Genomic DNA, 20,684 nt, shown 5'->3' with positions numbered 1-20,684 from the left:
CAAACTTCACGGCGTGAAGAATGGCCCCGCCGTCGTTAGAGAATTCGTGAAGGCGTCCTCAGCAGACTGGCCGGAGTCAGTATTCGTCGTGGGCGGAGGAGGGTTCGATGGACCAGGTGCGAGTGGCGGCGTGGGCGTCCGACCCGATCGCCCTGACCGGGCTGACCAACCACCTGAAGTCCCGCCCGGAGCTGCTGGTCCTCCCGCGCGCCCGCCGGGGTGAAGCGGCGGTGCTGGTGTTCGCCGTCGGGGAGGTCGACCGCGAGGCCGTCGCCGCGCTGCGGGCCGCGTCCGCCGAGTCGCCGGCCGCGATCGTGCTGGTCGCCGGGCACGTCGACCCCGCGCACGTCGGCCTGCTCGCCGACTGCCACGTCTCCGCCGTGCTGCCGCGGACCGCGCTCGACCGGCTGACCGCGAACGTGCTCGCCGCGGCGCGGGGGCGCTCGTCTTCGCTGCGCGAGCAGGTGGAGGCCCTTTCGAACGCGGGCGGCGGGGCGGCACTCACGCCGCGCGAGGTGGATGTGCTTCGCCTGATGGCCGAAGGCTGGGACACTGCCGAGATCGCGGGCAAGCTCTGCTACTCGGAGCGGACCGTGAAAAACGTCATCTACGCCATGACCAACCGGCTCAACCTGCGCAACCGGCCGCACGCGGTCGCGTACGCCGTGCGGGCCGGTGTGATCTGAGGAAGCCTGTTGCGAACGATCGCCCGCCGGACCGCCATCGTGGTCGCCGCGTTGATCCCGCTCGCCGCCTGCACTCCGGGTGACGCCGGGGGGAAGACGAAACTCACCATCGCCACCTTCGGTGAGTTCGGCTACGCGCCCCTGATCGCCGAGTACGAGAAGCTGCACCCGGACATCACGGTGCAGAACCGCGTCACCGACTTCGACACCCACCACAAGGGGCTCGCGACGCAGCTCGCCACCGGGCACGGCGCCGCCGACGTCGTCGCGATCGAAGAGCAGTACATGCCGCAGTACCGGAAGGCGAAGGACAAGTTCGCCGACCTCGCCGGCTACGGCGCCCGCGAGCTGGAAAAGCAATGGGTGCCGTGGAAGTGGGCACAGGGCACCGACGGCGCCTTCGTGCTGGGTCTCGGCACGGACATGGGCAGCCTCGCCCTCTGCTACCGGCGCGATCTGTTCCAGGCGGCGGACCTGCCGACCGACCGCGAAGAGGTCGCGAAGCTGATGCCCGACTGGGACGCCTACGCCGCCACCGCCGAGCGGTTCACCGCCAAGACGCCGAACGTGAAGTTCGCCGACTCCGCCGGGACCGTCTACACGGCGATGCTCAACCAATCGCCGGAAAACTACTTCTCCCAGCGCGACGACTCCTTCATCGCCGACCGCAACCCGAGCGTGCGCACCGCCTTCTTCCTCTCCGGTGGGCTCGCCGCGAAGGGGCAGACCGCGGCGGCGACCACGTTCACCCAGGCGTGGAACGTGGCGATCAAACAAGGTTCCTTCGCCACCGTCGCCTGTCCCGCGTGGATGCTCAGCCAGATCAAGGAAGCCGGCGGGGACGCCAACCGCGGCAAGTGGGACGTCACCACCGTGCCCGGCAAGAGCGGCAACCAGGGCGGTTCGTTCCTGACCGTGCCGAAGCAGGGCGCGCACCAGAAGGAGGCGTACGAGCTCGCCCGCTGGCTGACCGCCCCGGAGCAGCAGAAGAAGCTCTTCCTCTCCGACGGCATCCTGCCGAGCGAGCCCGCGGTGTACGAGGATCCGCAGGTCGTCGCGCACACCGACCCGTACTTCGGTGAAGCGCCGACCGGGCGGATCTTCGCCGCTTCGGCGGATCAGCTGCGCCCGAACTACCGTGGCCTGCGCGACGCCGACGTCCGGCCGGAGTTCGGCCGCGCCCTCGGGCGGATCGAGGAACGGACCGACACCGTCGACCAGGCCTGGGCGAAAGCCGTCCAGCAGGCCCAAGCCGCCCTGAAGTAGCCGCTCGTGCAGCACCGGCTCGCCCGTTGGGACCGCAAGGTCACGCCGCTGCTGTTCGTCGCGCCCTTTTTCGCCCTGTTCGTCGTCTTCGGTGCTTTCCCGCTGCTGTACACGGCGTGGGTTTCGCTGCACGACTGGAACCTGCTCGAAGGCGACCAAGGCGCCTTCGGCGTCGCCAACTACGGCGACCTGCTCACCGATCCGCACTTCTACAACGCGCTGGCCAACACGGTCTCCATCTTCCTGCTGGCCGCGGTCCCGGAGTTCCTGCTGGCCCTGGGCATCGCGGCGCTGCTCGACCGGCCGCTGCGGGCCGCGACCTGGTGGCGCACCGGGGTGCTGCTGCCGAACGTCGTGTCCGTCGTCGCCGTCGGGCTGGTGTTCGGGCAGCTGTTCAGCCGCGACTACGGCGTCGTCAACGAGGTCCTCGGCTGGTTCGGCGTCGCGCCGGTCAACTGGCGGGCGACGACCTGGACGTCGCACTTCGCCGTGGCGAGCATGGTCCTCTGGCGCTGGACCGGCTACAACGCCCTGATCTACCTGGCCGCGATGCAGGCCGTCCCCGGTGACCTGTACGAGGCCGCCGAGCTCGACGGCGCCTCGCGGTGGCGGACGTTCTGGTCGATCACCGTGCCGGGCATCCGGCCCGCGCTGGCCTTCACCGCCATCGCCGGCACGGTCAACGGCCTGCAGCTGTTCGCCGAGCCGCAGCTGTTCGACGCCGGCGGCTCGGCCGGCACCGGTGGCAACGACCGCCAGTTCCAGACGCTGGTCATGTACCTGTACGAAAAGGGGTTCACGCACCTCGATGCCGGCTACGCGGCCGCGCTGACCTGGGTGATGTTCGTGATCTGCGCGCTGTTCGCGCTGGTCGACTACCGGCTGGTGCGCCGGTTCGTGAGGTCGGCGTGACGGCACGGCGCCGGCCGGGCGGCTGGGTGTACGCGGTGCTGACCGGGGTGCTCGGCGCCTCCGTCTTCCCGCTGTACTGGTCGTTCGTCGTGGCCACGCGCGACAACGCGGCGATCGGGGAGACGTCGCCGCTGCTGGTGCCGGGCGGGAACCTGGCCGGGAACGTGCGGCGCGTGTTCGACACCGTCGACTTCTGGGCGGCCATCGGGAACTCGCTGATCGTTTCGGGCACCGTCATGGTGGCCAACGTCGTGCTGGCGAGCCTCGCCGGGTTCGCCTTCGCCCGGCTCGAGTTCCGCGGCCGCAACACGCTGTTCCTGGTGGTCGTCGGCTCGGCGATGGTGCCGGCGCAGCTCGGCGTCATCCCGCTGTACCTCGTCGTCGGCGACCTCGGCTGGTACGGGCGGCTCGAAGCGGTGATCGTGCCGGCGCTGGTCAGCGCCTTCAGCGTGTTCTGGATGCGCCAGGCGTGCGAGAACGCGATCACCGCGGACCTCGTCGACGCCGCGACCGTCGACGGCTGCTCGATCCTGCGCACCTACTGGCACGTGGCCGTGCCCGTCCTGCGCGCGCCGGCCGCGGTGCTCGCGATGCTGACGTTCATGGCCACCTGGAACGACTACTTCTGGCCGCTGGTGGTCCTCGACCCCAACGAGACGCCGACCGTGCAGGTCGCGCTGTCGCAGCTGGCCAGCGGCTACTACACCGACTACGCGCTGATGCTCACCGGCGCGACCGTGGCCGTCGTGCCGGTCATCGCGTTGTTCCTGCTGCTGGGCCGCCACATCGTGCGGGGCATCCTGAAAGGGGCACCGGTATGACCTTCCCGACGGGCTTCCTGTGGGGCGCGGCGACCGCGTCCTACCAGGTCGAGGGCGCGGTGTCCGAGGGCGGCCGCGGACCGTCCATCTGGGACACCTTCGCGGCCGCCGAAGGCAAGGTGCTCGGCGGCGCGACCGGCGCCGTCGCCTGCGACCACTACCACCGCTACCCCGAGGACGTCGGGCTGCTCGCCGACCTGGGGCTGAACGCCTACCGGTTCTCGGTCGCGTGGCCGCGGGTGATGCCGGACGGCCGGACGACGTCGGCGGCCGGGCTCGCCTTCTACGACCGGCTGGTCGACGAACTGCTGAGCCGTGACGTCGTGCCGGTGATGACGCTCTACCACTGGGACCTGCCGCAGGCACTCGAAGACGCGGGGGGCTGGCCGGAGCGTGACACGGCTGCGCGGTTCGCCGACTACGCCGCGGTCGTGCACGCCGCGCTCGGCGACCGCGTGCACCAGTGGACGACGGTCAACGAGCCGTTCTGCGCGGCGTTCCTCGGCTACGGCAGCGGCGTGCACGCGCCCGGTGTCCAGGACTACGACACGGCGCTGGTCGCGGCCCACCACCTGCTGCTCGGCCACGGCCTGGCGACGCGCGCACTCACCGCGCAGGCCCGGCCGGGCCACGAGTTCTCGCTGGCGCTGAACTTCGCCCCGGCGATCCCGGACGGCGACACCCCGGCCCACCTCGAAGCGGCCCGGAAGTTCGACGGCATCCACAACCGGTTCTTCCTCGACCCGGTGCTGGGCCGGGGCTACCCGGAGGACGTCCTGGCCGACGTCGAGCACCACGGCGGCCGCTTCGCCGCGGCCGTCCGCGACGGCGACACCGGCCTCATCGCCGCCCCGATCGACTGGCTGGGCGTGAACTACTACGCCCCGGCGCGCGTCACCCCGCTCGCCGATCCGCACGCGCCCAGCAACTGCCCGCTGCCGGCGTTGCGCGGCTTGGACGTCCTGCCCGCACCGCCGCCGCTGACGGCCTTCGGCTGGGAACAGGCGCCGGCTGCCCTGACCGGCCTGCTGCGCTGGATCGACACCCGGTCCGGCGGGCTCCCGCTGGTGGTGGCCGAGAACGGGGCGTCCTTTGTGGACCGGGTGGTCGACGGCCGGGTGTTCGACGCGGCGCGGGTGAACTACTTCATGGAGCACCTCGGCGCGGTCCACGACGCCCTTCGCGCCGGTGTCGACGTCCGCGGCTACTTCGCCTGGTCACTTCTGGACAACTTCGAATGGGCGATGGGCTACACGCAGCGGTTCGGCCTGGTGCACGTCGACTTCGAGACGCAACGGCGGACGGTCAAGGAATCGGGCCGCTTCCTCGGCCGGGTCGCCAAGGCCAACGCGCTAGGTGCGCCGGCGGACGGCGTCGGCGACACCCGAGCGTGACGGCGTCTCCAGCTTGCCCAGCAGCCGCGCCACGTGCGCCTGGACCGTCCGGCGCGGCAGGGACAGCGCGGCCGCGATGTCCGGGTTGGACCGGCCCTCCGCGACCAGGCCGGCGATGCGGACCTCGATCGGCGTCAGCGACTCCCAGCCGTGGCCCGGCCGGATCGGGGAGAACAGCGCGCCCCGGCGGACGCCGAGGCGGCGCAGCCGGGTCTCCGCGCGCCGCAGGTCCCAGCGTGCCGCCAACGCCGTGTACAGCTCGGCCGCCTCCTCGAACGCCGCGTGCGCCGCGTCGAGGCGGCCCGCGCGGGCCAGCAGCACAGCCGCGTCCTCCAGCGCCGAGGCGAGCTCCGGGCGGCGGCCGACCGCGCGGAAGTGCTCGGCCGTGGCCAGCACCGGGGCCGGGTCCTCCTCGATCAGCCCGCGGCACCACGACGCCGCCGCGTGTGCCCGCGCCGGACGTCGCTCCTTCGCCGCTTCCTCGGCGCACACCGCCAACGCCCGGCGGGCGCGGCCGACGTCGTCCTGCTCCATCGCCAGCCGCACGAACGCCGGCAGCCACTGGTGCCGCAGCATCATCGCCGCGTACGTCGGGTTCAGGATCGGCTCGAGGACGGACAGCGCGCGGACCCGGTCGCCGCGCTGCTCGGCCGCCAGTGCGTCGGCGACCAGCAGGAAGTCGAAGCTTTCGCGCTCGGCGCCGGTCGCCGGGGCGTACTCCTCCGCCGCGTCGAGGTGGGCCGCGGCCTGGGCCCGGTCGTCCCGGCGGCCGGCGATCAGCGCCGCGACGCCGTGCAGCAGCAGTGCCGCCGGACCCGGCTCGCGCAGGCCGTAGAACGTGATCGCCGGGCCGTCCTCGATGACCGTGTCCAGTTCGACCAGCGCCTCGTCCCAGCGGCCTTCCCAGTACCGGTGCACCGCGGCGGACACCTGCAGCCCGACCGGCAGCGCGTGCCGCGCGGCGACTTCGCCGGCCGCACGCAGGGCGTCGCCCGCTTCGGCAAGGCGGTCGAGGTTCTGCAGCGTGAACACGCGGTTGTCGAGCAGGTCGAGGTGCAGGTCGGCGAGCTCGTGCTCGTCGCCGACGGCCTCGATCGCCGCGTCGATGTGGGTGAGCGCGCGGTCGTGCTCGCGGCGCACCGAATCGACCAGCCACAACGACTGCAGTGCGTGCGCGGTCAGGTAGCGGTCGCCGCCGGCGAGCGCTTTCGTCTCGTGCGCCGTCTGCTCCGCGGCGTCCAAATCGGACAGGCTGCCGCGCCGGAAGTTGGCCAGCAGCTGCCGGTGCTTGACCCGCCAGAGCTCCGGTACGGCCGGGTCGTCGACCCACGCGGCGAGCGTCGCGACGGCGCCTTCGGTGTCGCCGCGGCGGTGCCGCATCGCCGCGAGCACGTGCCGCATCTCCTCGACGGCCTCCGGCTCGGTGGCGACGTCGAGTGCTTGCCGTGCCAGTGCTTCCGGGTTGCGTTCCAGCCGGAACAGCACCTTGACCAGCGCGACCAGCAGCGTCTCCCGGCGCGGATCGGTGGCGGAGCACGCGGCCAGCGCGCGTTCCAGCAGCTCGACGGCGATCAGCGGGGCCCGGGTCGAGACGATCGCGTGGTGCGCGGCGAGCCAGTCCAGCACCCATTCGTCCACCGCGGCCGGTGCCGCCACCAGCTGCTCGGCGACGCGCTTCACCGGCGCGCCGATGCCGGCGAGGGCCTCGGCGGCCTGCCGGTGCAGCGCCGCCCGCGTCCCGGCCAGCAGCCGGTCGTACAGTGCCTGGCGCAGCAGGGGGTGCCGGAACGCCAGCTGCGTCCCGGTGTCGATCAGGACGTTCGCCGCGACGGCTTCTTCCAGCGGCGCCAGCAGGTCGGACGGCCGGGTGCCGAGCACCGCGGCGACGTCGCCGACGGCGAATTCCATGCCCAGGAGCGCGCCCCAGCGCAGGACTTCCTGTGTCCGCGCGGTCAGGAAGTCCAGCCGCCGGTCGACCGCGGCGACCAGCGACCGCGGGGCCTCGAACTCCGCCGGGTCGTCGACGTCGGCTTGGCCGTCGCTCACCGCCACCGCGCCCGCCCGGCGCAGGACGTCGACCATTTCCTTGACGTACAAGGGGTTTCCCGCACCACGGGCGGCCAGCTCGCGCAGGCCCGGCCCGGGTGGCGCCCCGAGCTGGTCCTCGATCAGCCTGCCGACGTCTTCGCCGGTCAGCGGCCCGAGGTCGAGGACGACCCCGTCCCGGGCCTGGACGCCGCGGCGCAACTGGGCGAGTTCGGCGCGGTCCGGTGCCGGGCGAGTGGCGGCCACCAGCAGCAGCGGCAGCTGCCGGGTCGCGGCGCAGAGCCGGTGCCAGACCAGCACGGAAGCTTCGTCGGCCCACTGCAGGTCGTCGAGCACCAGGACCTGCGGCGACTCCGCGCACAGCTCGTCGACCAGCGCCAGCAGCCGGTCGACGGCGCCGAGCACCGGGTCGGCCGGCCCCCAGCTGCGCCGCGCCGGGCCCTCGCCCGCGAGCTCTTTCGCCACCCGTGCGCGCCGCGGGTCCGGCGAATGCGCGTCGATCGCCAGGCACTCCAGCACGACCTGCAGCGGGAAGCGGGTGCTCAGCTCGTCGGCGGCCGCCCAGAGCCGCTGGAAGCCGGGGCCGTCCGGCAGCGAGCTGGCGAGCAGCTCGGACTTGCCGATCCCCGCGTCCCCTTCGATCCAGACGGCCCGGCCGCGCCCGGCCCGGACATCGGCGACGAGCTCGGCGAGCCGCGCGGTCTCGGTTTCCCGGCCGAACAGCCGGTGCCCGCTGACCACGACCGGCGCCGCGGGCGCGTCGAGGGCCGGGTCCTGGGCGAGGATCTGCCGCTGGAGCCGCTGCAGGGCGGCCCCGGGTTCGACGCCGAGTTCCGCGACGAGCGTGGCGCGGGCGTCGCGGAAGACGTCGAGGGCATCCGCGGGCCGTCCGCTGCGGTAGAGGGCGAGCATGAGCGATTCCCGCAGGGACTCCCGCAGGGGGTGTTCGCCGGCCAGCACGGCCAGCTCCGGCGCGAGGTCGAGGTGCCCGCCGAGGGCGAGCACGGCTTCGGCACGCCGTTCGAGCGTGTTCAGCCGGAGTTCGGCGAGGTATTCGCGGTGCCGCTCGGCGAACCCGCCGGGGACCCCGGAAAGGGCCTCGCCCTGCCAGAGCGCGAGAGCCTCGTCCAGTTCGGTGACGGCGGCCCGCGGATCACCCTGCTCGAGGTGCCGCTGCGCGCGTTCGCGGTGCCGTTCGAACAGGGCCGCGTCGAGCGCGTCTTCGCCGAGGACCAGGGAGTACCCGGCGGGATCGGAGACGAGGACGCTGGCCGCCGACCAGCGCGACCGGTCCGGTTCGAGGGCCCGGCGGAGCCCGGAGACGTAGGTGTGGACGCTGCCTTCGACGCTCGCGGGCGCGGAATCGCCCCACACCCCGGCGATCAGTTCGGCCCGCGGAACCGGCCGGCCGGCATTGACCGCGAGCACCGCGAAGATGGCGCGCTGACGGGCGGGGCCGAGGCCGATCTCGGCGGCCCCGCGCCAGGCCCGCAGCGGGCCGAGCACGCCCACCCGCAGGCCGGTGTCCGCATCCCCTGGCATGTCGTTGCCGTCCCCTCTGGGACTTGCGCCCCAGACCCCTTCCCCCAGGGACATCTCGGTACCGGCTACTCCGGTGATCTTATCGACGCGGCAACCCCTCCCGAGGTTGCGCGGTCACTCGCCCGCGACGGCCCGCGGCCTCGCCGCGGGGGCCCGGCGGATGCCGAACGGGCCCATCCGGGCCTCCGCGCGCCGCACGTCCCACACCGCGCCCATCTCGGTGTACGCCGTCAACGCGGCCCGAAACGTCGTACGCGCCTCCGTCAGCTCGCCCGACTCCGCCAGCAGGATCGCCGCGTCCTCGTTGGCTTTCGCGTGCTTGAGGAGCCGGCCGGCCGCGCGGTAGTGCCCGGCCGCCGTGAGGACCGGCCCGGGATCGCCGGTCGCCAGGCCGCGGCCGTGCGCGGCCGCCGCCGCGTGGGCGGGTGGGACCTCCCCGTCGGGCTCGAGCAGGCGCACCGCCTCCTGCACCCGCGGCCGGTCGCCGAGCGACAAGGCGAGCCGCACCAAGTCGGGGAGCCACTGGTAGCGGGCCGCCGGCGGGTGGTTGTCCTCCAGCAGCGGCAGCAGCGCCGCCAGGGCCGCCTCCGGCCGGCCCTCCTGCTCCGCCAGCAGGGCGCGTGCCGCGAGCAGGAAGTCTCCGCCGTCCGGCTCCAGGCCCGGCGGCCACTGCCGGCGGTCGGCGGCGTCCAGGTGCGTCCGCGCCTGGCCCGGTTCGCCGCGGTGCCCGGCGATCAGCGCGCCGACGCCGTGGACCAGCAGGGCCGAGCCCGGGCTGCGCAGGACGTAGGACGCCGTCTCGGCGCCGTCGCGGATCACCGCGTCCAGCTCGGCCAGCGCCGCCGGCCAGCGGCCCAGCCAGTAGTAGTGCACCGCGCCGGCCAGGTGCATCTCGCCCGGCACCGCACGGGTCGCGGCGATCCGGCGGGCGGCGTCGAGCGGCTCGGCGGCGTCGTCGAGGCTGTCGAGGTTCGGCACGGCGAGTGCCGCGTCGTCCAGCGGGTGCAGCCCGGCCGGTGCCAGCGCCGTCTCTTCGCCGAGTTTCTCCAGCGTGGCCAGCAGCGCCTCGTGCCGGCCGCGCCACATCTCCGGGACGTCGGTGTCGTCGAGAGTGCGCTTCAGCTCGGCGGTCGCCTCGGAGAAGTCGCCGCGGCGGTAGTAGACGTAGGCCAGGATCCAGCGCATCTCGGCCGCGCGCCTGCTGTCGGACGTCCGCGCGACGACCGAGCGGGCCTCGGCTTCGGGCTCCCGGCCGAGCCAGAACAGCAGCCGGGCCAGGGTCGCGGTCAGCGTCTCCCGCGCGTCCGGCGGCAGCGTGCCCTGGGTGACGGCGTGGCGCAGCAGGTCGACCGCGACCCGCGGGGTCTCGGTGGCGACCGTCCCGATGTGCTCCAGCAGCCACCCGGTGACCCACGGGTCCACCTGCGCGGGTGCGGCGGCGAGCTGCTCGGCGACGCGTTCGGCGGGCGCGCCCGCGGCGGCGAAGGCCTCGGCCAGCTGCCGGTGCAGCGCGACCCGCATCGCGGCGGGCGTCTTTTCGTAGAGCACCCGGCGCACCAGCGGGTGCCGGAACGCCAGCCGGTCGCCCGATTCGGCGAGCACCCCGGACGTGATCGCCTCGTCGACCGCGCCGACCAGCGCCGTCGGCGGCCGCTCGGTGGCGACGGCGATGTCCGCCAGCGAGAACTCGTGCCCCAGCAGCGCCGCCCAGCGCAGGGTGTCGCGGGCCCCGCTGGAGAGGAAACTCAGGTACAGCGTGATCCGCGAGCCCAGCGGCGGCGGGATCGTCTGGCACGAATTGCCGTCCAGGTGCGCGTGGACGCCGTCGAGCACGATCATCGACTGGGCGAGCAGCGTCTCGACGATTTCCCGGACGTACCGCGGGTTCCCGGCCGCGTAGGAGACGAGCAGCTGCAACCCGGGCCCGGGTGGCGCGCCGGCCAGCTCGGTGGCCAGCTCGCGCGTGGCGTCCTCGGCCAGCGGCGGCAGGACCAGGACGGTGATGTCATCGTTGTCAAGCTCAGCCCGCAGGTCGTCCAGCGCGGCCGGCCGTGGCACCGGACGGCAGGCGCCGACGAGCAGCAGCGGCAGCTGCCGCGTCTCCCGGCTCAGGTAGCGCCAGACGCGCAGCGTGGTGTCGTCGGCCCACTGCAGGTCGTCGACCACGAGCACGAGCGGTGCCTCCGCGCACAGCTCGCGGACCAGCCCGAGCACGTCGTCGACGGGATCCTCGCCGGACTGCCCGGCGAGCCGCCCGGCCAGTGCGGCGCGGCGCTCGTCGGTGGCGCGCGGGTGCACGCCCAGCGCGTCGAGCAGCGGCCGCAGGGAGAACCGCTGGTCCAGCGCGTCCGCGGCGGCGAAGGCCGGCTGAAAATCGCGCGCCGCGTCGAGGACTTCGGCGAGCAGTGCGGTCCGGCCGCTGCCCGGCTCGCCTTCCAGCCACACCGAGCGCCCCACCCCGGCACCGAGGCCGGCCACGGCTTCGTGCAGCCGGTCGAGTTCGGCCTCCCGGCCGACGAAGATCTCCGCCCGCTCCGGCAGCGCCGCGGCCGGCACCCGCGCGGGTCGCGGCGGCGAGGGCTTCGGTTCCGGGGCCGCGGCGGGTTTCTCCAGCAGTTCGTCGTGCAGCCGCCGCAGGGCCGGCCCGGGTTCGGTGCCCGACGACTCGACGAGCCGGTCGCGGACGTCGGCGTAGACCGCGATCGCCTCGGTCCGCCGTCCGGCCCGGACCAGGGCCCGCATGAGCAGTCCGCGCAACGTCTCGCGGAACGGGTGTTCGCGGGTCAGTGCGGTCAGTTCGGCGACGAGTTCGGTGTGCCCGCCCGATTCCAGCACGACCTCGGCGCGCCGCTCGGTGGTCGCGAGCCGCACCTCGGTGAGCCGGGCGCGCTGGGCGGCGGCGAACGGCCCGGGCAGGCCGGACAGCGGAACGCCCTGCCAGAGCCCCAAAGCTTCGTCGAAGGCCTCACGCGCACCGCGGAGATCGCCCGCCGCGTGCCGGCGCTGCGCCTGCTCGCGCAGGGCTTCGAACCGGTGGACGTCGATCGCTTCGGCGTCGAGGCGCAGTGAATAGCCGGAACCGATCGACGCGAGCAGCTGCGGGCCTTCGCCCTTGACCCGGCCGGGTTCGAGCGCACGCCGCAGCCCGGAGACGTAGGTGTAGATGGAGCCCTGCGCGCTCTGCGGCGGCGCCTCGCCCCAGACGGCGTCGATCAGCTCCTCGCGCGAAACCGTGCGGTTCGGGTACATCGCCAGTGCGGCGAGGACCGTACGGCGGTGCGCGGAGCCGAGGTCGAGCTCCGTGTCGCCCTGCCAGGCCTTCAGGGGGCCCAGCAGCTGGAGTCTCGGTGCGGAGCCGTCCGCGGCCGACATCGGTCTCCCTTCGTGCGCGACGAATCGTCACGCGCCGGATGCCTGCCGTGAGCATACGCGGACGCCGTGAACCGGCAGGCAAGGATGGCGGACATTCGGGCAACGGCACCCGGGTGGGGTTCCGCGCCGCCCCCGCGTGCGCCACGCTCGGGGAGCCGGAGAGGAGCGCGGATGCCGACCGAAGACATGCAGCGGGCCGCCGCCAGCTTCGCGTCCGCCCTCGAAGGCGCCCGTTCCCGCCTGCGCGACGTCAACAGCGAGATGGCGATGGTGCAGGCGTCCTGGCGCGGTGAGGCATCGGTGCGGTTCGGCCAGGCGATGAGCGACTGGGAGCAGGAGTTCGACGTGATCCTGTCGCGGCTGGCGGAGCTGCTGGAGGCGACCGGCGGCCCGATGCCGCGGCCGCGCCTGCCGTGACGCGGCTCGACTTCAGCTTCGCCGATCTGGTGCTGGACCGGATGGGCGCGATCACCGGGGAGCTCGGCGAGCTGCTGGCCGACCTGGAGGCCCGGGTCGAGCCGGAGCTGGCCGGCTGGACCCCGGAGGCGCGGGAGGAGTACTGGCGCGCCCAGCGCGACTGGGCCCGCGCGGCCGGGCGGATGCCCGGGTGCCTCGAGCGGGCGCGGGCGGCGTTCGGGGAGCTGTCTTCACGCGCGTGAAGACGGAATAGGGAAGGCGTGAAGACACGCCGTCCACACTGCCCCCATGAAGCCCGTCGAAGTGAGCGTCCTCGCCTCGGACCCGATCACGCACGCCGGCGCGGTGAGCCTGCTGGACAACCATCCCGACGTCCGGCTGACCGACCTCGTGCCGGACGTGTTGCTGGTGATGGAGGACCACGTCACCGAGACCGTGCTCGGCGAGATCCGGGCGGCCAAGGCGTCCCACGTCGTGCTGGTCGTCGAGCACTTCCGCGAAAGCGACCTGATGGCGGCGCTGGAATGCGGCGTGGTGGCGATCCTGCCGCGCCGCGAGACGGGCGGCGCCGAGCTGGTCACGGCGGTGCTCGCCGCGGGCGACGGCACGGCCAACCTGCCGCCGCGGCTGCAGGGCGCGCTGCTCGCGCAGGTGCAGCGGATGCGCAAGGACGTCCTGGAGCCGAACGGGCTCACGCTCTCGGGGCTGGCGGCGCGTGAGTGCGACGTGCTGCGGCTGGTCGCCGAGGGCTTCGGGACCGAGGAGATCGCGGCGAAGCTGTGCTACTCGGAGCGGACCGTGAAGAACGTGCTGTACGGCCTGATGACGCGCTGCGGCCTGAACAACCGCGCGCACGCCGTCGCCTACGCGCTGCGGGCCGGCGCAATCTGAGACGTTCTCTTTGCCGCTGTCACCTTTTCGGGGCTAGGGTCCCGATCATGGCGCTCACGGCAGTGGAGATCGCGGCCTCCGTCCGGGCCGGGAAGCTCGATCCGGTGCGGGTCACCGAGGAGACCCTCGACCGCATCGCCGCGGCGGACGGCGTCATCGGCTCCTTCCGGCGGGTACGCGCGGAGGAGGCGCTGAAGGAAGCCGCGGAGGTCGCCGCGCGGCCCGATCTCGCGTCGCTGCCGCTGGCCGGGGTGCCGGTCGCCGTCAAGGACGTCACGGAGGTGGCCGGCGAGTACGCGTCGCACGGCTCGCCGGCGGGATCGTCCGCGCGGGCCGGCGCGGACGGCGTGATCGTGGCGCGGCTGCGCGCGGCGGGCGCGGTGATCGTGGGGCTGACGCGGGTGCCGGAGCTGTGCATCTGGCCGATGAGCGACACCCCGGACGGCATCGCCCGCAACCCCTGGGACCCGACGTATGCCGCGGGCGGATCGTCGGGCGGCAGCGCGGCGGCGGTGGCGGCCGGCCTGGTCCCGCTGGCCCACGGTACGGACGGCATGGGCTCGGTCCGCCTCCCGGCGGCGATGTGCGGCCTGGTGGGGTTGAAGCCGGGCGCGGACCTGCTGGCCGAGGGCGGCTGGTTCGGCATGTCGGTGCACGGCCCCCTGGCCACGACGGTCGCCGACACGGCGTTGCTGCTTTCGGTGCTGGCTTCCGCTCCCGAGCTGGCTTCGGTGCCTTCGCCGTCTCCGGTCCGCATCGGCGTGTCGACGACGGTGCCGCTGCTGCGCACCCCGGTCCCGAAGGAGCTGGTGGCGGCGGTCTCCACGGCGGCGGCCCACCTGGCGGCGGCCGGTCACGCGATCGCCCCGGCGGCACCGCGCTACCCGGCGACGATGGTCCTGGGCATGACGGCCCGCTGGCTCGCGGGTCCGGCGGTCCAGGCGCGCGCCTTCGACGTGGCGCGGTTGCAGCGCCGGACCCGGGCCCACATCCGCGCGGGCCGGCTGGTCGAGCGGGCGGGACTCCTCCGGGAAAGCACGCGTGACCGGTGGGTTTCCCGGGCGGAGGAGTTCTTCGCGTCGCACGAGGTGCTGCTGACGCCGACGCTGTCGCACTGGCCGGTGAAGGCGGGACGCTGGCACGAGCGCGGCTGGCTGGCGAACGTGCTGCCGTCGACGCGGCTGGCGGGTTTCACGGGCCAGTGGAACTTCGCGGGCTACCCGGCGATCACGGTCCCGGCGGGCCGGTCGGCGGTGTCGGGGCTGCCGACTTCGGTGCAGCTGGTGGCGCGGCCGGGAGGGGAGTCGCTGCTGCTGGGCTTGGCGGCCCAGCTGGAAGCGGCGAACCCCTGGTCCCGGACAGCGCGCAACTGAAAAGCCGCATTCGAAGACCCCCGGTCTCCGAATGCGGCCACCACGACCTGGGAAAGCTCAGGAGCCCGGCTTGCTGCCCGTCGGCGAGAGCGGCTTCGCGCCGTTGCCGTTCGCCGGCTTGGTCGCCGGGCCGTTCGAGTTCGCCGGCTTGGCCGCCTGCGGTGCCGGCTTCGGGACCGCGGCCGGCTTGGGGGCCGGCTTCGGCGCCGCCGACTTCGGAACGGCCGGCTGCACCACCGGAACGACCGGCGCCGCCGGTGTGGTCGCCGACTCCGAGTCGCCACCGACCAGCCTTGACGCCTGCGGGATCACGGCCTCCTCCGGCAGCGTCGCCAGCTGCGTCTCGCTCCGGTTGAGGATGTCCTCCGCCATCGCCAGGCTCTTGCGCGCCTGCTCGCGGATCTCCGCCAGCCGCTCGACCTTCCGGTTCGCCACCGTCGTCCGCTGGGCCGCCTGCGTGGTCGCCTCGTCGAGCCGCCGCTTGGCCTCGGCGGTCGCTTCGTCGAGCCGTCGCTTCGCCTCCGCCGTCGCCTCCGCGAGCCGGCGCTCCGCCTGGTTCTTGCTCGCCGTGCGCTGGTCGGCGACGTGCTTCTCCAGCGCCGCCTTCTGGGCCGCCTGGGACGCCTCGAACTCGCGCTCGAGCTTCCGGCGCTTCCGCTCGGCCTCGTTGTCCAGCAGCTCGCGCCGCTGGGCCGCCTCGACCGTCAGCCGCTGAACCTCGGCGCGCGTCTCCGCCAGCGCGCTCTCGTGCTCCGTGTGCAGCAGGTCGGCCTGCTTGTCCAGCTCCTCGACCAGCCTCGTGTAGCGCTCGCGCAGCTTCGTCGACGCCTCCGTCGAGGAGGCCCACGTCTTCTCCGCGGCCACCTCGGCACGCTTGATGATCTCGTCGGCGCGCGCCTGCGCGAGCGTCACCGTGCGCTGCATCCGCTCGTCGAGGTCCTCGAGCCGCTCCGGCGGCTTCTTCAGCTCCTCGACGCGGGCTTCCAGCACCGCGACCTGCTGCCGGACGGACTCGACCTCGCGGGTCGCGGCGGCGGCCTGCGCCGTCGCGGCGTCGCGTTCGCTGAGCACCCGGCGCAGCTGGGCCTCGATGTGGTCGAGGTACTGCCGGACCTCGTTGCGGTCGAAGCCGTGCCAGGCCTGGGTGTATTCACGACGGAGGGGAAGGAGGCCGTTGAGGGCGGTTGCGGCGGGGTCGCGCTCAGGAACCATGGGCCCGACCGTACCCGGGCACCCGCCGCCTCCGCCTTCCGGCTTGACGAATCACCAACACGTGTCGCCGTGTCGCCGGAACGGCCTCACCCCGGAAACGCAGTGTCACCAGTGGAAGTCACCAGTGGAAGCCGCGCGAAAGCCGGGCCAGCGCCATCGCCGCGCGCGAGAGGTGTTTCTCGCCACGTCCGATCTTGAGTTCGCCCGAACCGCCCGCCGCGGTCGAATCCGGGAAGATGCGGAAACCCTGGTACGCGATCGCGTCGGTGAGCCCCGGCGTGAGCGTGTAGGCCAGCCCGATCGCCTGCCCGGCCGGGGTGCCGATGTGCTTGGGCCGCTCGACGAGCGCCGTCATCACCATGTCCGCGGCCTGTTCCGGCGACTTCGTCGGGAACGCGTCGTAGATCTTCGTCGGGCGGATCATCGGCGTGCGCACCAGCGGCATGTGGATGGTGGTGAACGTGATCCCGTCGCCGTGCGTCTCGGTCGCCGCGATCCGCGAGAAGTAGTCCAGCGCCGCCTTCGACGCCGCGTACGCCGAGAAGCGCGGCGCGATGCCCTGCACGCCGATCGACGAGACGTTCACGATGTGCCCGAACTTCCGCTCCGACATGTGCGGCAGCACCGCGAGGATCAGCCGGACCGCGCCGAAGTAGTTGATGGCCATGGCGCGCTCGTAGTCGTGCATCCGGTCGTAGGACAGCTTGATCGACCGGCGGATCGAGCGGCCGGCGTTGTTCACCAGCATGTCGATCCGGCCGTGCTCGGCCAGCATCGCGTCGACGGCCTTGCGCACCGAGTCCTCGTCGGTCAGGTCGGCCGGGTACACCGACGCCGTGCCGCCGGCGGCGACGATCTCGTCGCGGACCTCTTCCAGCTCGTGCTGGCGGCGCGCGACGAGCAGCGGGACACCGCCGGCGGCCGCCACCTTCAACGCGGTCGCGCGGCCGATGCCCGAGGACGCGCCGGTGATGATCACGCGGCGGCCGTCGAGCTCGCCGCGGGGGCCGTGCTTGCGCGCGCGGAAGGGGTCGAGGTGCTCGCGCCAGTAGCGCCACAGCGTCGGCGCGTACTCCTCCAGCCGCGGGACCTCCACGGTGCCGGCCAGCGCCTTGCGCGTCTCGGCCGAGGAGAACACCGACGGGAACGCCATCGTGTCCAGCAGCACCGGCGGGATGCCGAACCGCTCCATCACGGCGTCGCGGGCGATGGTGACGCCGGGGATGTGCTCGGTCAGCTTGACGAGCCCGACGATCCGCTTCGAGATCCCTTCGCCCAGCTGCACGGTGATCGTCGGCGCGCCCGCGGCCCGCGCGAAGGCGTTGTAGACCGAAACGACCGGCTGCGGCTCGGGGTTGACCAGGTGGAAGGCGTGCCCGTCGAGACCGGGCTTGACCACCAGCTCCAGCAGCGCCTTGGCGACGTAGTCGACCGGCACGATGTTGGTGTCGCCGAGGTCGGGCCCGACGATCGGGAGCACGTCGGGCAGCCCGGACAGCCGGTTGATCGCGGGGAAGAGGTAGTACGGGCCGTCGATCTTGTCCATTTCGCCGGTCTCGGAGTGCCCGACGACGACGGCGGGCCGGTACACCCGCCACGGCACCTCGTCCTGCTCGCGGACGATCTTCTCGGCTTCGAACTTGGTCCGGTGGTACGGCGTGACCAGCCGCTGCCCGGCGTCGAACATCTCCTCGGTGAAGACGCCTTCGTGGTCGCCCGCGACGGCGACCGACGACACGTGGTGCAGGCAGCCGGCGCGAAGGTCCGCGGCGAGGTCGACGACGGCCCGCGTGCCGTCCACATTGGCCTTGATGCTGGCTTCGTCGTCGGCGGTGAGGTCGTAGAGCGCGGCGAGGTGGACGATGTGGTCGACGCTCCCGCGCAGCTCGGCGCGGTCGGCTTCGGACACGCCGAGCAGCGGCTCGCCGAGGTCGCCGGTGATCAGCGTGACGCGGTCGGAGTGCGGCCACTGGTCGACCAGCGCGGCCAGCTTGGCCCGCGAGGACGCGCGCACCACGAGGGCGACGCGGTCGTCGTCGGGGCGGGAGAGCAGCAGCCGGGTGAAGTGACGCCCGATCAGTCCGGTCGCGCCGGTCACCAAGAACGTCGCCATTGTGTTCACACCTCTCGCCGCCACAGCCCTGACCCTGGGCATTCTGCTGCATGGCGACGCGCACGACCACCGTTTCGAAACGTGATGTTACCCACGAGTAACTTAGGCTGGGTCCGCGATGACGACGCGGTTCTCCTCGTAGCCGTCCGATCCGCCGACCCAGCGGCCGCCGCACGTCACCAGCACCACGCGGTGCGGGCCGGACGGGCCGAACAGGTAGTCGGCGCGCGCCGGCAGGTCGTTCTTGTGCACGGTGACCAGCTGCGAGATCCGGTACCGCCACGTCTTGCCCACACTGTCCACAATGGTCACTTCGGTGCCGATCCGGGCGGTCCACAGCTCGGCGAACGGCCCGGTCGCGCCCCGCCAGTTCACGTGGCCGGCGAACACGCTCGCCCCGCCCGCCGCGTCGAGTGACGCACCCCACCAGGCCGCCTGCCCGAGGTCCGCGGGCACCGGCAGCTCCCCGCCGGGGCCGAGGTTCTGGCGCACCAGCGTCGCCGTCCCGCCGCCGGGCAGCCGCACGGTGCCCGGCCGCTGCGGCGGCGGGGACGGCGGTGGCGCGGCCGACGACGGCGTCTGCGGTGTCTGTGCGGCCGGCGCGGCCGGAGTCGCGGGCGCGGAGGCCGTCGGGGATGGGGACGGCACCGCGGCCGCGGCTCCCGCCGCGCCCGCGGCGGGCAGCGCGGTGCCGCTCACGACGGCCACCGGCGGCGCGGCGACCACGGTGGAGCCGAACTGCACGGCGAGCACCGTCGCCGCGCCGAGTGCGAAGCCGGCGAGTAGCCGGCCCCGGCCGGGCTTCCGGCCGGGCGGATCCGGGTGACCGCCGGGCGGCTCGTCACTCCCGGCCGCCCAGCCGATGCCCCGGTGCCATTCGTCGACGAACCAGTCGTCGCCCCGCCAGCCGCCGTCGTGGTTCGCCACGCCGCTACCGCCGGGACGCCCGCCGCGCGGCGACGCCGATCAGCCCGGCCGCCAGCAGCACGAGCAGGCCGAGCCCGGCCAGGCCCGGCACGGAGTAGCTCGTCTCGACGACCCCGCGCGCCTGCGCGACCGGCTGGTCGCCGGCCGGGATCGCGCGCGGGACTTCGTTCGGCTTGTTCGTCAGGCTCAGGGCGAGCGTCTCGCCCGGCTGCACGGTGCCGCACGCCGACGGCGGGTTCTGCGGGTCGTAGGCGTTCGTGTAACCCGGCGGCGGGCTCGCCTCGACGACGCAGATCTCTTGCGGGGTACGGAGGTTCTCGACCGTCACGCTGCCGGTCTTGCCGTCGGTGGTGACGACCGCGGGCTTGCCGTCGGCCCCGGTGAGCGGCTTGCCGTCCTGGCCGAGCGCCGCGGACGTCTTGTCCTTGCCGGTGATCCGCAGGACCGCACCGCCGACGCCGGCGCCGGTGTTCGCGTCCGTCTTGGTCACCTGGACCTTGCCGGGCTTGGCGACGTTGACGACGCCCTGGGCGGTCAGTTCCTTTTCGCCGCCGGTGGAGACCACGCGCTGCTTCCCGGTGTCGATCGGCAGCCGGACGTAAGGCCGGTCGGCCGGCGCGGTCAGCGAGGCCACCAGCTTCGGCTGGTCGCCGGTCGGGGTCAGCTTCACGCGCACGGTGCCGTCGGCACCCGTCTTGAGCGTGACGTCCTTCGCGGCGGCCTGCGGGCTCGCGTTCCCGGCGGCGCTGTCCGCCGTCCCGTCGCCGAGAGTGGCGGCGGTCGCCGTCAGCTTCACCGCGACGCCCGGGATGCCCCTGCCCTCGGCGTTCTTCACGGTCGTGGTCCACTCGGCGGCTTCGCCGAGGTGCTGGTCGCCCTTCGGCGTGGTCACCGAAGCGGTCCACGGCCCGCGGTTGGCTTCGGCGTCCGCCTTCAGCCGCTCGACGGCGTCGGCCGCGGCCTCCAGGTGGTTTTTGGGGTCGTGCATGTACTGGAGGTGCCCGTCCGCGTCGTAGGCGATCTTGTCGGCGGGCAGGTCCACGTTCTTGTCGGCCGGGGTGCGCGGCGCCGCGGTCCACGAGTGCAGGAGGTGTGCGAGCGCGATCGCTTCGTTCTGGTCCTTGGTGTCGCCGTAGCGCAGCAGGAGGTACGAGATGTTCGCGGCGTCCTCGGCGGGCAGCTTCGTGCCCCACTTCGTGAGCAGCTCGTCGCCGGGCTTGTACTGCTCGTCGGTGTCCGGCGCCTTGAGCATGAAGCTCACGCAGAACACCTGCTGCCCGCCGACGACGTACGACCCCAGCCAGACCGTTTTCTCCGCGTGTTCGTCCTGGCCCCCGACGTGGGCCCCGAGGCCTTCCTGGACCGCGGCCGAGGCAGCAGGCGCGCCGGCCGTCACAGAAAGGGTGCCGAGCAGGGCCGCGGCGACGAGACCGGTGAGCGCGCGAACACCCGCGCGCGGGCGTGTTGACCACCCCATGGTGTCAATGCTCCTTCGTTCGACGCGCGGCAGCGCCCGGCGTCTCTCTGCAGGTCACACGACTGATCAAGTCCCCGACGCGCATTCGGTGAACGTCCGAGCACGCGAGGTGAGCGTTGCGTCAAGGGGCGAAACTGTGTACCGCTCTTCGGGTGGCTGTCGCCGAACGGTCGTGTCGGCCCCTCGCTTACCGTGTCGTCCGCGGCGGGGGGACGGCCGTCGAGTAAAGTTGTCT

Annotated in this window: 15 protein-coding genes; 9 read left to right on the top strand and 6 right to left on the bottom strand. The window is 73.3% G+C overall.

The genetic code is table 11. From position 1 onward, the window contains the following. Positions 1-107: 107 nt before the first annotated feature. The 5 genes from QRY02_RS30125 to QRY02_RS30105 are packed head-to-tail and all read left to right on the top strand — an operon-like array spanning position 108 to position 5,079. The gene (locus tag QRY02_RS30125; RefSeq protein WP_285986208.1) at positions 108-686 is read left to right on the top strand and encodes a helix-turn-helix transcriptional regulator; all 579 of its coding nucleotides are present in this window, start codon (positions 108-110) and stop codon (positions 684-686) included. Positions 687-695: 9 nt separating this feature from the next. Next, positions 696-1,952: an ABC transporter substrate-binding protein gene (locus QRY02_RS30120; RefSeq protein WP_285986207.1), complete on the top strand. Its 1,257-nt coding sequence runs from the start codon at positions 696-698 to the stop codon at positions 1,950-1,952. Between the two features lie 6 nt (positions 1,953-1,958). Next, on the top strand, positions 1,959-2,864 hold the full coding sequence (locus tag QRY02_RS30115) for a carbohydrate ABC transporter permease (protein ID WP_285986206.1): 906 nt from the start codon (positions 1,959-1,961) through the stop codon (positions 2,862-2,864). Further along, positions 2,861-3,685 carry a carbohydrate ABC transporter permease gene (locus tag QRY02_RS30110; protein WP_285986205.1) on the top strand — a complete coding sequence of 275 codons (825 nt, stop codon included), beginning with the start codon at positions 2,861-2,863 and terminating at the stop codon, positions 3,683-3,685. Before QRY02_RS30115 ends, QRY02_RS30110 begins: the two co-directional genes overlap by 4 nt. Continuing rightward, the gene (locus QRY02_RS30105) at positions 3,682-5,079 is read left to right on the top strand and encodes a GH1 family beta-glucosidase (protein WP_285986204.1); all 1,398 of its coding nucleotides are present in this window, start codon (positions 3,682-3,684) and stop codon (positions 5,077-5,079) included. Before QRY02_RS30110 ends, QRY02_RS30105 begins: the two co-directional genes overlap by 4 nt. Here QRY02_RS30105 and QRY02_RS30100 read toward each other — a convergent pair. Both QRY02_RS30100 and QRY02_RS30095 read right to left on the bottom strand, forming a co-directional pair. Then, positions 5,038-8,667, bottom strand: a complete 3,630-nt coding sequence (locus QRY02_RS30100) for an ATP-binding protein (protein WP_285986203.1) — start codon at positions 8,665-8,667, stop codon at positions 5,038-5,040. The genes QRY02_RS30105 and QRY02_RS30100 overlap by 42 nt on opposite strands. Positions 8,668-8,781: 114 nt before the next feature. Next, on the bottom strand, positions 8,782-12,039 hold the full coding sequence (locus tag QRY02_RS30095) for an ATP-binding protein (protein WP_285986202.1): 3,258 nt from the start codon (positions 12,037-12,039) through the stop codon (positions 8,782-8,784). A gap of 171 nt (positions 12,040-12,210) precedes the next feature. Here QRY02_RS30095 and QRY02_RS30090 point away from each other — a divergent pair, with 171 nt between their 5' ends. From QRY02_RS30090 to QRY02_RS30075, 4 genes are read left to right on the top strand one after another with little or no spacing between them, the layout of a single operon-like run. Further along, entirely contained in the window at positions 12,211-12,456 is a 246-nt protein-coding gene (locus tag QRY02_RS30090; RefSeq protein WP_285986201.1) for a WXG100 family type VII secretion target, read from the top strand. Next, positions 12,453-12,698, top strand: coding sequence for a WXG100 family type VII secretion target (locus tag QRY02_RS30085; RefSeq protein ID WP_285986200.1), 246 nt, complete (start codon positions 12,453-12,455; stop codon positions 12,696-12,698). Before QRY02_RS30090 ends, QRY02_RS30085 begins: the two co-directional genes overlap by 4 nt. A gap of 46 nt (positions 12,699-12,744) precedes the next feature. Further along, positions 12,745-13,347 (top strand): helix-turn-helix transcriptional regulator, encoded by a 603-nt coding sequence (locus QRY02_RS30080; protein ID WP_285986199.1) that lies wholly within the window; start codon positions 12,745-12,747, stop codon positions 13,345-13,347. 47 nt (positions 13,348-13,394) lie between these two features. Further along, the gene (locus tag QRY02_RS30075; protein ID WP_285986198.1) at positions 13,395-14,720 is read left to right on the top strand and encodes an amidase family protein; all 1,326 of its coding nucleotides are present in this window, start codon (positions 13,395-13,397) and stop codon (positions 14,718-14,720) included. A gap of 57 nt (positions 14,721-14,777) precedes the next feature. Here QRY02_RS30075 and QRY02_RS30070 read toward each other — a convergent pair whose 3' ends face one another. From QRY02_RS30070 to QRY02_RS30055, 4 genes are all read right to left on the bottom strand, one after another. Continuing rightward, entirely contained in the window at positions 14,778-15,932 is a 1,155-nt protein-coding gene (locus tag QRY02_RS30070; RefSeq protein WP_285986197.1) for a coiled-coil domain-containing protein, read from the bottom strand. 118 nt (positions 15,933-16,050) lie between these two features. Beyond that, a complete protein-coding gene (locus tag QRY02_RS30065; protein ID WP_285986196.1) occupies positions 16,051-18,045 on the bottom strand; it encodes an SDR family oxidoreductase in 1,995 nt (664 codons plus the stop codon). A 102-nt stretch (positions 18,046-18,147) separates the two neighbouring features. Continuing rightward, complete coding sequence (locus QRY02_RS30060; RefSeq protein ID WP_285986195.1) at positions 18,148-18,972, bottom strand: class F sortase; 825 nt, start codon at positions 18,970-18,972, stop codon at positions 18,148-18,150. Between the two features lie 4 nt (positions 18,973-18,976). Continuing rightward, positions 18,977-20,449 (bottom strand): collagen binding domain-containing protein, encoded by a 1,473-nt coding sequence (locus tag QRY02_RS30055; RefSeq protein WP_285986194.1) that lies wholly within the window; start codon positions 20,447-20,449, stop codon positions 18,977-18,979. Positions 20,450-20,684 lie beyond the last annotated feature (235 nt).

It is taken from the genome of Amycolatopsis sp. DG1A-15b, assembly GCF_030285645.1.
Lineage (GTDB): Bacteria > Actinomycetota > Actinomycetes > Mycobacteriales > Pseudonocardiaceae > Amycolatopsis.
Note: the sequence above shows the minus strand (reverse complement) of the source record. Positions and strands in the feature narration are given on the sequence as shown.